9 protein-coding genes are annotated in these 12,155 nt (G+C 70.0%); 2 read left to right on the top strand and 7 right to left on the bottom strand.

What is annotated here, in order from left to right; all coding sequences use genetic code 11:
• Nucleotides 1-39 precede the first annotated feature (39 nt).
• The gene (locus IE134_RS06320; protein ID WP_030579485.1) at nt 40-657 is read left to right on the top strand and encodes a GNAT family N-acetyltransferase; all 618 of its coding nucleotides are present in this window, start codon (nt 40-42) and stop codon (nt 655-657) included.
• 97 nt (nt 658-754) lie between these two features.
• Here the strand turns inward: IE134_RS06320 and trxA are convergent, their stop codons facing one another.
• The 7 genes from trxA to IE134_RS06285 all read right to left on the bottom strand — a co-directional run bounded on the left by trxA (nt 755) and on the right by IE134_RS06285 (nt 10,487).
• Nucleotides 755-1,087, bottom strand: a complete 333-nt coding sequence (gene trxA / locus IE134_RS06315) for a thioredoxin (protein WP_030579479.1) — start codon at nt 1,085-1,087, stop codon at nt 755-757.
• A gap of 46 nt (nt 1,088-1,133) precedes the next feature.
• Complete coding sequence (gene trxB, locus IE134_RS06310) at nt 1,134-2,105, bottom strand: thioredoxin-disulfide reductase (RefSeq protein WP_010060430.1); 972 nt, start codon at nt 2,103-2,105, stop codon at nt 1,134-1,136.
• Between the two features lie 125 nt (nt 2,106-2,230).
• Complete coding sequence (locus IE134_RS06305) at nt 2,231-3,196, bottom strand: anti-sigma factor family protein (protein ID WP_098895056.1); 966 nt, start codon at nt 3,194-3,196, stop codon at nt 2,231-2,233.
• Complete coding sequence (sigM, locus tag IE134_RS06300) at nt 3,193-3,909, bottom strand: RNA polymerase sigma factor SigM (RefSeq protein WP_030707431.1); 717 nt, start codon at nt 3,907-3,909, stop codon at nt 3,193-3,195. The genes IE134_RS06305 and sigM overlap by 4 nt, the downstream gene beginning before the upstream one ends.
• 210 nt (nt 3,910-4,119) lie before the next feature.
• The gene (locus tag IE134_RS06295) at nt 4,120-5,850 is read right to left on the bottom strand and encodes a protein kinase family protein (RefSeq protein ID WP_098016489.1); all 1,731 of its coding nucleotides are present in this window, start codon (nt 5,848-5,850) and stop codon (nt 4,120-4,122) included.
• Between the two features lie 129 nt (nt 5,851-5,979).
• The gene (murJ, locus tag IE134_RS06290) at nt 5,980-8,142 is read right to left on the bottom strand and encodes a murein biosynthesis integral membrane protein MurJ (RefSeq protein ID WP_098016490.1); all 2,163 of its coding nucleotides are present in this window, start codon (nt 8,140-8,142) and stop codon (nt 5,980-5,982) included.
• 50 nt (nt 8,143-8,192) lie between these two features.
• Entirely contained in the window at nt 8,193-10,487 is a 2,295-nt protein-coding gene (locus IE134_RS06285) for a DUF6049 family protein (RefSeq protein WP_189429812.1), read from the bottom strand.
• Nucleotides 10,488-10,667: 180 nt separating this feature from the next.
• Between IE134_RS06285 and IE134_RS06280 the strand changes: the two genes are divergently transcribed.
• Nucleotides 10,668-12,110: a CCA tRNA nucleotidyltransferase gene (locus IE134_RS06280; RefSeq protein ID WP_030707424.1), complete on the top strand. Its 1,443-nt coding sequence runs from the start codon at nt 10,668-10,670 to the stop codon at nt 12,108-12,110.
• The last annotated feature ends 45 nt before the right edge of the window (nt 12,111-12,155 follow it).

The raw sequence follows: 12,155 nt of genomic DNA, 5'->3' as shown, positions 1-12,155 counted from the left end.
ACGTGGTGCGGCGGGCGAAGGAAGTGAGGAATCGCCGTCATGGGGCGTCGGCTCGTACCACTCACCCTGGACAACCTTCCGGATCTCCCCGAGCGTTGCCGCTCGTGCGTCTTCTGGGAGCTTGACCCGGTCAGCGGGGAAGCCGCGGTAAAGGCGGGCAAGCCGGAGCTGGAGAAGGAAGCCTGGATCTCCGCGGTTCTCCTGGAGTGGGGCTCCTGCGGCCGGGTGGTCTATGTGGACGACGTGCCGGTCGGCTTCGTGCTCTATGCCCCGCCCGCGTACGTCCCGCGCTCGACGGCGTTCCCGACCAGCCCGGTCTCCCCCGATGCCGTTCAGCTCATCACCGGCCTGATCGTTCCCGAGTACCAGGGCCAGGGGCTCGGCCGTGTCATGGTGCAGACCGTGGCCAAGGATGTTCTGCGCCGGGGCTTCAAGGCGATCGAGGCGTTCGGAGACGCACGGTCCGAGCAGGCCACCTGCGTCCTTCCCGCGGATCATCTGCTGGCCGTCGGCTTCAAGACCGTGCGGCCGCATCCCGTGCACCCGCGGCTGAGGCTGGAGCTGCGGACGACGCTCTCCTGGAAGGAAGACGTGGAGATGGCGCTCGACCGGCTTCTGGGTGCGGTCCAGAAGGAACCGGTGTTGCGGCCGTTGTGAGGCCGGTCCGCGTGCGGGCTGCCATGCGAAACGGGCCCACCCTTTCGAGGGTGGGCCCGTTTCACGTGAAACATTGCGCCGGGGCGCTGCTGCGCGGTCAGGCGCTGATGAAGCCTTCGAGGTCGCGGAGGATCGCGGCCTTCGGCTTGGCTCCGACGATGGTCTTGGCGACCTCGCCGCCCTGGTACACGTTCAGGGTCGGGATGGACATCACGCCGTACTTGGCGGCGGTGGCCGGGTTCTCGTCGATGTTGAGCTTGACGATCTCGATCTGGTCGCCGTGCTCTGCCGCGATCGCCTCCAGCGAGGGGGCGATCTGGCGGCACGGGCCGCACCAGGCAGCCCAGAAGTCCACCAGAACGGGCTTGTCGCTCTTGAGGACGACGTCGTCGAAGGTGTCATCCGTAACGTGCTTCAGGTCGCCGGCCACGGCGGCCTCCTTAGTTTCTCGGGGTGGTGGGGTGTGGTGCGGACGTTCAGACGGCCGGGGTCTTCTCCGGCTCGGCGGGCTCGGCGTCGGCCAGGGCCGCAAGGAAGCGCTCGGCGTCCAGGGCGGCGGAGCAGCCGGTGCCCGCTGCCGTGATGGCCTGACGGTAGGTGTGGTCGACCACGTCGCCGGCGCCGAAGACGCCGGTGAGGTTGGTGCGGGTAGAGGGCGCTTCGACCTTCAGGTAGCCCTCGTCGTCAAGCTCCAGCTGGCCCTTGAAGAGCTCGGTACGCGGGTCGTGGCCGACGGCGATGAAGAGTCCGGTCACGGGGAGGTCGGAGGTCTCGCCGGTCTTGGTGTTGCGCAGGGTCAGACCGGAGAGCTTCTGGTCGCCCTTGATCTCGGCGACCTCGCTGTCCCAGGCGAACTTGATCTTCGGGTCGGCGAAGGCACGGTCCTGCATGGCCTTGGAGGCGCGCAAGGTGTCACGGCGGTGGACGATCGTGACGGACTTGGCGAAGCGGGAGAGGAAGGTCGCCTCCTCCATCGCGGTGTCGCCGCCACCGATCACGGCGATGTCGTGGTCCTTGAAGAAGAAGCCGTCGCAGGTGGCGCACCAGGAGACGCCGCGTCCGGAGAGGGCGTCCTCGTTGGGCAGTCCGAGCTTGCGGTGCTGGGAACCGGTGGTGACGATGACCGACTTGGCACGGTGGACGGTGCCCGCGGTGTCGGTGACGGTCTTGATGTCACCGGTGAGGTCGACCGCGACGACGTCGTCGGGGATCAGCTCGGCGCCGAAGCGCTCGGCCTGGGCCCGCATGTTGTCCATGAGCTCGGGGCCCATGATGCCGTCCTGGAAACCGGGGAAGTTCTCCACGTCGGTGGTGTTCATCAGCGCACCACCAGCCGTGACGGCGCCCTCGAAGACCAACGGGTTCAGCGAGGCACGGGCGGTGTACAGCGCGGCGGTGTACCCGGCCGGTCCGGAGCCGATGATGATCACATTACGGACGTCGCTCACGGGTTTCTTCCTCGTTTCTGCAGACTGCCTAACTGCCTACGGGGTGGGTCAACGACTCACACCCCACCCAACGGATCCTACGGCTGATGCATTCCCGAACACGCCGCAGCGGTCGCGGACGGCCTTCAGGGGCGGTTGTAGGAGCGTGTGAGCAGCAGCTGACCGGAAGACTCCGGGGCGGTGTCCACGCAGGAGGAGGCCACGACGTAGGCCTGTACGCGAGAGGAGTCGCTCGTGTGCGGAAGGACGACGAGATAGGCGTCCGTTCCCCGGTACGTCCCCTCGTCGAGGGCGAGGGCCGGCGTGGTGCGGCCCGTGGCCTTCTGCACACAGGGGGGCACGGCCACGACGGGAGCCTGCATGGGGCTCCTGGACGGCTCGGCTTCGGGAGTGAGGGCTTCGCTCGACGACTTGGTGTCGGCCTCCGGCGGCACCTTCTTGACGCCCGGGCTCTTCTGGCTCGCCTCGTCGCCGAGGAGGTCCCGCACCTGGGCTTCGAGGGTGCCGTCCGCGTAGGCGGGCGCGCTGGTGTCCGCCGCACTGACGCCGCCGTCGGAGACCGACTTGGACGCGTCGTCGGACGGGCTGAGGGACTGGAGGAAGAAGACGCTCATCCCGATGACCGCGGCGCCGAAGGCGGTGCCGAGGACCACGGTGCGCCGACGGCGGCGGCCGGGACGGCGGCCCGGTCCGGTCGCGGCGGAGGAACGGCCCGCAGGGCGGTCCGGGGCAGCGGTGCTGCCGGTCACGGAAGCGGACCCGGTCGCCGTCCTGTTGGTCGTCGCTCCCTCGGCGGTTGTTTCACGTGAAACAACGACCGGCTCGTTCTCGCTGGAAGGGGTGGGGAGGGCTTCCGCCGCGAGGGCCGCGTCGATGCGGGCGGCGATGTCCTCGGGCATCGGCTCGGGGTCGGGCATCGTCCCGAGCAGTCCGCGGACTTCATCCAGGGAGTCCCGGACCTCTGCGCAGAGGTCGCACTCCGCGAGGTGCTGCTGGACTTCCGCAGTCCGGGAAGGGGTGAGCAGTCCCTCGGTGAGATCGGAGATCTCGGAGACCTCCGGGTGCTGAGCCAAGTCGGGCGTGGGTGTCACGGGCGCCCACCTCCTCCCTTCGTAGCGGCAGGATCGCTTGCTCCTGCGTCTCTGGGGCCTGACGCAGGTGGGACGGATGCTTCGTGCGTCTGGTTCCTTCCGTCCGCGCCGTTCTCGTCGCCGGGGTTCTGTCCCCCGGTTTCCGCGCGCAGATGGCGGACCAGGGGGGCCAGTCTCGCCCGGCCCCGGGCGCACCGGCTCTTCACGGTGCCGGTCGGCACCTCCAGGATGCTCGCGGCCTCCGCCACGGGGTAGCCCTGCATGTCGACGAGGACCAGGGCCGCCCGCTGTTCGGCGGGCAGCGTGTCCAGGGCCTTCTGGAGCTGGCGGTGGAGGTCCTGCCGTACGGCGGGGGCCTCGGCGGATTCGTGGGGTTCCAGGAGCTGGTCGAGCCGTTCCGCGTCATCCACGGGGGACGTCTTGCGGGAGGCGGCCTTACGAACCCGGTCGAGGCAGGCATTGACGGTGATCCGGTGGAGCCAGGTGGTGACGGCGGACTGGCCGCGGAAGGTGTGGGCGGCGCGGAAGGCCTTGACGAGGGCGTCCTGGACGGCGTCGGCCGCTTCCTCCCTGTCTCCCAGGGTCCGCAGTGCCACGGCCCAGAGCCGGTCGCGGTGTCGGCGTACGAGTTCACCGAAGGCGTCGGGGTCGCCCGCCACATGCTGGGCGAGCAGATCCGAGTCGCTCGGTGCCTCTGGTGGAACGGAATCCACCGTGCTCCCCCTCCGAACCGGATCCGATGTCACATATGGGCCGCGCCCGGTGAAGCGGTGCGACGGGAGAAGCCTGCCGTCACGGGCGTGACGGCCGCAACCCTTGTCGCCGCGGGTGCTCGGCGGGGCGGCACGGTCCGCCCCACAGTAGCGGTCGGGTGGGGGCGGTGATCACGGGCCGGTACGCGGGATCCGCGTACCGGCCCGTGATCAGCCGAGGACGGAGATGTCGGTGATGCCGCCGCGATATCCGCCCGTGCCGTCCGACGGGAGTTCCGTGATGTGGATGAGGACGTAGCGCGTGCGGACGGGCTCGTCGAGCGTTTCCTTGAGCGTTGACCCGGCGACCGTCCGCTTGACGATCTGCTGGTCGAAGTCGGCCGTCGAGGAGGGGGACGTGGCGTCCGGGGACGCGCCGGAGACGGTCGCCGTCTGCCCGCTGCGGTACATGGACACATCGACTCCGGAGACGTCCCGCACCTTGCCGAGGTCGACGATGATGCCGCTGCCCTGCTTGCGCTGGGGGAGGTTGCCGAAGTTGGCGAAGCCCTCGTACCGCGGGGTGACCCAGTGCGTTCCCTGGTTGCCGTCCACGGTGTTCGCCACCTCACCCTGCTTGATTCCGGAGCCGTCGGGCGTGAACTCCGTCGCCCCCGCGATGTCCAGGGGTTCGGCGGACGGTGCGGGCTTGTCGTCCTTGTTCTTGTCGTCCTCGTTCGGCTCGGTGACGCCGGTGTCGTCGGAGCCCTTGGTCCGGTCGAGCAGTGCCTCCGCGAGCTGCCAGCTGCCGAGGCCCAGGGCGGCGATGAGGAGAGCGGACACCGTCCACTTGAGCACGCGGCCGGTACGGCTCTGCAGGGGCGCCGGAGGGGCTGGCATCACGGGCTGCGTGGCGGCGGACGGGTGCGAGGACGGGCGCCCGTACGTTCCCTGTTGATAGGTCGTGCGCTGGTAGGCCGGCGGCGCGGTGAACGTGGGCTCCGGCGGAAGGATGCGCGGCATCGCCGCGACGGCCTTGGCCAGCTCGTCCGGGGTGGTGCAGGGCGGCTCCTGGCGGGAGGCGGTGGCACCGTCGTTGGCGAGCGCCCGCATGGCGAGCTCGGAGAGCCCTCGGTGGACGCCGGCCCGTACCTGGTCGGGGGCGATGAGCCCCAGGCCCTTGGGCAGACCGGCGAGTCCGTGTGCGTCGTCCCCGTACGGCCAGCGGTGGGTCAGGGCGGCGTACAGAAGGGCCCCGATGGCTTCGGTGTCCGTACGGAGGGGGCGCTCGGCGGTGATGCCCCGCAGGGCGGCGTTCACGGCGAGGCCGCGGATGCGGTACTGCCCGGTGGAGCTGCGCAGGACCGCGCCGGGGGTGAGGCGCAGATGGGAGAGGCCCTCGCGGTGGGCGGCGGCCATCGCCTGGGAGAGCTGGCTGACGAGCTGGTAGGCGTCGTGGGCCTCCATCGGCCCGGCGGCCAGCAGAGCGGTGAGTTCGGTGGCGTCCGGCAGCCATTCGTGGACCACGTAGACGAGATCGTTCTCCTCGACGGCGTCCAGGACCTGGACGAAGCGGGGGTCCCCGAGCAGGGCCGAGGAGCGGGCGGCGGCCAGCACCGAGCGGGCCCGCGGGTGGTCGGCGGGGAGCAGGTGGACGCCCACCGCCCGGCGGAGCTTCTCGTCGACCGCGCGCCAGCTGCTGAAGCCGTCCAGACGGGTGACGCACTCCTCCAGGCGGTAGCGCCCGGCGAGTTTGTGACCGCTGTGCAGATCGGGTGACGCCGGAACGGCCTCGGAACGCTTCTGCCCACCGTCCGTGTTCTCGGTGTCCTTGGGGCTCGCGCCCTTGCTGTCCTCGGCTTCCGCCGTCCCGTCGGTCGTGGCCTCGTCCGCCTTGGCGGTGAGCGGCTCGTCGCCGCTGTTGTCGGCCACGTCGACGGCAGCCGTGCTACGTTCCGCCACCGTCGTTCCTGCCTCCCCATCCGTTGCGCGATGCCAGCCAGCTCTGCACAGTCACGCCAATTGTGCCCACACTCCGGCGCTATGCACGACACGCGGAGTGCGGCGATGGTTGTGCGGGCGGGTGCTCATTCAGCGTCCGAGCCGTCCACGGACCATGCCGACCAGTCCGTTGACCTCTTCGATACGCATCTTCTTGGCCGCGACGAAGAAGATGCCCAGGAGGAGGACACCGCCGCAGACCAGTGCGGCCAGGGAGCCCAGGGCGCCGGTGCCGACCAGTTCCAGGATCCCGAATCCGACGGCGCCGCCGACCAGCGCGGCGGGCACCGCGGCCATGCAGAGGCGGGCGTAGGTCCGCACGATGTGTGCGCCGTCCAGGTCGCCGCCCAGCCGGTTGCGCAGCCGGCGCCAGGCGACGCCGACGCCGACGGCGTAGGCAAGACCGTAGGAGAAGGCCATGCCGACGACCGCCCAGCGGGCGGGCAGGACGACGTAACAGAGAGCGGAGGCCGCGGCGTTCACGGCGGCCACGATGACCGTGTTGTAGAAGGGGGTGCGGGTGTCCTCGTAGGCGTAGAACCCGCGCAGCACGACGTACTGGACGGAGTACGGGATCAGGCCGAGCGCGAAGGCCATGAGGATGAATCCCATGGACCGGGCGGCCTCGGTGCCGCTGGAGGCGTACAGCAGGGTGCACATCGGCAGGCCGAGCGCGAGGAAGGTGAAGGCCACCGGCACGATCGCGACGGCCGAGTTGCGCAGACCCTGCGAGATGTCGTCGCGGACCGCGCCGGGGTCGTTGTCGTGGGCGGCCCGGGAGATGCGGGGCAGCAGCGCGGCCATGACGGAGACGGTGATGATGGCCTGCGGCATGCCCCAGATCAGCTGGGCGTTGGAGTAGGCCAGGAAACCGGTGCCGTCCTTGCCCGAGAGCTTGCCCGCCGCCGTGGCGAGCTGGGTGACGACCAGGACACCCGCCTGGTTGGCCAGGACGAACAGCACGGTCCACTTGGCCAGCTTGACGGTCTTGCCGAGGCCGTGGCCCTTCCAGTCGAAGCGGGGGCGGAAGCGGAAGCCCGTCTCGCGCAGGTAGGGGATCATCGCCAGCGCCTGGACGACGAGTCCGAGGAGGGTGCCGATGCCGAGCAGGCGGACGCCCTCCGGCGGAATGGTGTCGACGCCCATCTGGGATTCGGCGGAGGTCCCGTAGACCCAGATGAACAGCCCGAAGGTGATGATCATGACGATGTTGTTGAGGACCGGGGTCCACATCATCGCGCCGAACTTGCCGCGGGCGTTCAGGATCTGACCCATCACCACGTGCACACCCATGAAGAAGATGGTGGGCAGGCAGTACCGGGCGAAGGTGACGGCGACGCTGTTGGCGGCCACGTCGTCGGCGATCGTGCTGGACATCAGCTGGATCAGCACCGGTGCGATGAGCACCGCGGCGGCGACGATCAGGCCGAGCGCGACCATCACCAGGGTCAGCAGTCGGTTGGCGAAGGCCTCGCCGCCGTCCTCGTCGTCCTTCATGGCGCGGACGAGCTGGGGGACGAAGACCGAGTTCAGACCGCCGCCGACGGTGAGGATGTAGATCATCGTCGGCAGGGTGTACGCGATGGTGAAGCTGTCGCCGAGCATCGCGGCGCCGAGTGCGGCGGTGATCACCAGGGACCGGACGAATCCGGTGAGCCGGGAGACGAGGGTGCCGGCGGCCATGACCGCGCTGGACTTGAGGAGCCCGGAGACCTTGCCGCCGCCGCCCTTGGCGGGCGCGGGTGCGGGAGCCGGTTCGGGCTGGGGAGGTACCGGAGGCTTCCCCGAACCTTCCTGGTCCCGGAAGAGGTGCGCGAAGGCGTCCGGCTCCTGCCGGTCGTCCGAGGCCCGGGTCACGAGGTCGTCGACGCCGACGAACTGCGTGGTCGCCGGGCGGTCCCCGTACGGCAGGTGCCGGGAGGGCCCCGCCGGCTCAGGGGGCGGGGTCTGGGCCCAGATGCGAGGGTCCGGGGCGTAAGGGGCGGGGGGCGGCTGCTGGTAGAGCGGCGCCGGCTCCTGGTAGGTGCCGGGAGGCGGCGGCGGGTGGGCGGCGCGGTCGTAGAGCGCCTCGTCCACCGGGTCCTGGGCGGTCAGGTCCTGCGCCCGGTAGGGATCGTCGTCGTAGGCGTGCTGGAGGTACGGGTCCGGCGGCACGGAGCCGTCCTGGCCCGCGCCCGGAGGAACCGGAGGCCCGCCCGGAGACGCTGCTCCGCCCGCGCCCTGCCCGCGGTCACCGTCGTACGGCGCGTTCATCGAAACCCCTACCTCATCGTCCCCGGCCGACCGGCCACGACAGACATCGCTCAACGGTCCACTTTCTCACCCGTTCCCGACGGGGCCCCGCTTTCCGGTCCGGTGTCCGGAGCCGGGTCACTCGGCTGCTCGGGTCCGTCGCCGTTGCCGTCCGCCGTGTCGCTTGCCACGGCGCGCTTGCGGTGGCTGTACATCCTGATGCCGGCCAGCACCAGGAGCAGCAGTCCGCCGGCGATGACGAGCAGCACGGTGGGTGTCACCTCGGAGACCTTCACGGTGAAGGTCATCTCCTCGCCGTACGGCGTGCCGTCCTCCGTGAAGAGCCGGGCGGTCACCTGGGCCCGGCCGTTGGCGCTGGTCGCCGTGTCGAACTTCACGGACTGGCTGTGCCCGCCCGCGATGCTGATCGGCAGCTCGGCCGTGCTTCCGTCGTCGTTGAACTTGAGCCGGATGTTGTCCGAGGTCAGCTGGAGATGCAGCCGGTCCACGCCCTGCACCAGCTTGTTCTGCACGGTGACCGGGATGGTCGCGCTGCGCCCGGAGAGGGTGACGTCGGACTTCTCGATGAGCTGCACCTCGGAGGTGAGGCTCTGCAGGTAGTCGCGGACCGCGTCCCGGTACTGCTGCGCCTCCAGGGACCGCCCGCGCCAGGACGTCGACATCGAGCGGTTCACGGCGTTGCCGAAGGGCGTCACCACGCGCTCGGGCTGCGTCAGGATCGTCTCGAAGCTGTCGAGGGACCCCTGGGTCGTGCGGATGTCCTGGAACGCCTGTGTCGGCAGTTCCTGGGCACGGAGCTTCTTCGGGTAGGCGGAGGCGCGGGGGACCTTGGTGGTGGCCCTCGGGTCGGGCTTCACCTCGGCGGCGGCCACCAGGTCGAGGGGCTGCGTCCACCGGTTGCCGGACAGCCCTTCCAGGGCGCGGGCCATCGTCTGGGCCTGCGCGGCGGTGGGCATCCGCGGTGGGGCCACGACGATGCTGCGCTCGTTGTCCGGCGCCTGCTCGGTCAGTGCGAGGGTCTGGGCGAGGAACTTCTGGACCGCGAGGGTGGAGGCGCCCGCCTTCGACATGTCGCCGTCGAACAGGGTCGACAGCCGGCCGTCCGCGACGACCGCGGTGGTTCCGCCGCCGATCGGCCGCGCCGCGCTCGGCGTGTACGGAAGTGCCGCGGTCTCTCGGAAGCTGTCGCTGCGGGCGATCACGTTGTGGGCGCCGGCCGACGTCGCCACATCGACGATGGAGGAGTCCACGGCGCCGTTCACGGGCCAGGCGAAGTCGGTGGACGGTTTCACATGGAGGATGGTCTCCACGGTGGTCGCGGCCACCGCAGAGGCGTTCTGCAGATGACTGAGCGTTCCGGAGACGGCCTTGCCGCGGTGGGCGATGGAGGCCAGATCGGGGTCCGCGAACGGCAGCGCGATCACCTTGCCGTCCTCGACCACCTTCTCCAGAGCGGTGAGCCACTGCTTGGCGACGGCCTGGTTCTTGCCCGGGACGGTCGTGTCACCCGACTCGACCTCGTACTTCCCGGCCATCGCCGCGACGCTCGCCAGGAGGTCCGGGTCGATGACCCAGGTCACGGGCAGCCGGCTGCCCAGGGCCACCATCTGCTCCAGCCGGCCACCGGGCGCCAGCTCCTTGGCCAGGTCGTCGTCGGTGAACACGGGGGTCTGCTGCTCGTCCGAGCGGGTCTCCGCCGTGACATGGGGAGACGCGATCAGCGGCCAGAGGAAGGTGAGCTTCGTCCTCTTGTCGCTCGCCTCGGGCTGCCAGGGCAGGAACGAGCGCTCGATGCCCAGCACCTGCTCGTAGGGGGCGGTGGTCGTCCGGCCGGAGACCGAGACGCCGAGCTGGTAGACGCCCGGGTCGTCCAGGCCCAGCTTGTCGACGGGGACGGTGAGCGTGAAGTCCTGGCTGATGCCCCTGGCGAGCTTGGGGAACTTCACCGTGTACTTGTCCCCGACGGTGACCGGGTCGGCGCCGGGAACGTACGTGGAGCGCTTCGCGGCGTCGTCGACCTCTCCGCGCCCGGTGAGCTGCGGTCCGACCCGGAGATCGACCTCGGCGCTGCTGATCGTCTCCTTGCCCCTGTTGGTGAGCGTTCCGGAGACGGTCAGGGTGTCGTCCTCCGACGGAACGCTCGGGGCGAGCGTGTTCAGCGACACATCGACCGTGCCGGACCCTGTGGGGGCCTTGGCGGGCTCGGTAGCCGGGGCGGCACCGGCGGCCGGAACGGCCAGGAGGCCGGCCAGCAGCGGCGCTCCGAGCACCGCCGAGGCCGTGCGCCGGAGCCACCGGCGGGCAGGAGAGGGACGAGTCCCCTGGAAGTCTGCCGCCTCGGCCACGCGCCTAACCGTCCCTCATCGTCGTCAGCTGCTGTCGGTCGTTCGGTCCTGCGTCCCCGCATGGTAACGAGATGCGGCGGGCCGAAGTGCTGGGGTCCATCGCACATGATCGCGGGTAGCGCGCAGGGCCGCCGTAAACGATGACGTCGCGCCCGGCCCGTGCACGTACCCTTTTCTGTTGTGCCGAACGCCAACGAAGAGAACGCCAGTGCACTGAGCCAGGTGCAGCACCGCGCGGTGAGTGAGCTGCTGCGGGTGTCCCCGGTCGCCGACGACCTCGCCCGCCGATTCCAGGAGGCCGGATTCGGTCTCGCGCTGGTCGGCGGATCGGTCCGCGACGCTCTGCTGGGCCGGCTCGGGAACGACCTGGACTTCACCACCGACGCCCGCCCCGAGGACGTGCTCAAGATCGTCCGCCCCTGGGCCGACTCGGTGTGGGAGGTCGGGATCGCCTTCGGCACCGTCGGCTCCCAGAAGGACGGCTACCAGATCGAGGTCACGACCTACCGGTCGGAGGCCTACGACCGGACCTCGCGCAAGCCCGAGGTCTCCTACGGCGACTCCATCGAGGACGACCTCGTGCGCCGCGACTTCACGGTCAACGCGATGGCCGTGGCGCTGCCGGAGAAGGAGTTCGTCGACCCGTACGGAGGGCTGAAGGACCTCGCCGACCGGGTGCTGCGCACGCCTGGCACGCCCGAGGCGTCCTTCTCCGACGACCCGCTGCGCATGCTGCGCGCGGCCCGCTTCGCCGCGCAGCTCGACTTCGAGGTCGCCCCCGAGGTCGTCACCGCCATGACGGAGATGGCTGCGCGGATCGACATCGTCTCCGCCGAGCGGGTCCGCGACGAGCTCAACAAACTTCTGCTCTCCCAGCACCCGCGCAAGGGCCTGGGGCTCCTGGTCGACACCGGGCTGGCCGCCCATGTGCTGCCCGAGCTTCCCGCCCTGCGCCTGGAGAGTGACGAGCATCACCGCCACAAGGACGTCTACGAGCACTCGCTGACCGTCCTGGAGCAGGCCATCGATCTGGAGGAGGACGGTCCCGACCTCGTCCTGCGGCTGGCCGCGCTCCTCCATGACATCGGCAAGCCGCGCACCCGCCGCTTCGAGAAGGACGGCCGGGTCTCCTTCCACCACCACGAGGTGGTGGGCGCGAAGATGACGAAGAAGCGGATGACCGAGCTCAAGTACTCCAACGAGCTGGTCAAGGACGTGTCGAAACTGGTGGAGCTGCACCTGCGCTTCCACGGGTACGGCGACGGCGAGTGGACCGACTCCGCGGTGCGCCGGTATGTGCGCGACGCCGGGCCGCTGCTGGAGCGGCTCCACAAGCTGACCCGTTCGGACTGCACGACCCGGAACAAGCGGAAGGCCAACGCGCTCTCCCGTACCTACGACGGCCTGGAGGAGCGCATCGCTCTGCTGCAGGAGCAGGAGGAGCTGGATTCGATCCGCCCCGATCTGGACGGCAACGAGATCATGCAGATCCTCGGGGTCGGGCCGGGACCGGTGATCGGCAAAGCGTACGGCTTCCTGCTGGAGCAGCGTCTGGAGCACGGGCCCATGGAGCGGGACGCCGCGGTGGCGGCGCTCAAGGAGTGGTGGGCACAGCAGGACTGAGCCGGACAAGGCGATGTTTCACGTGAAACATCGCCGACGGGATGT

It is taken from the genome of Streptomyces rubiginosohelvolus (assembly GCF_014649875.1).
Taxonomy (GTDB): domain Bacteria; phylum Actinomycetota; class Actinomycetes; order Streptomycetales; family Streptomycetaceae; genus Streptomyces; species Streptomyces rubiginosohelvolus.
This window is presented reverse-complemented; position numbering and strand designations above follow the sequence as displayed.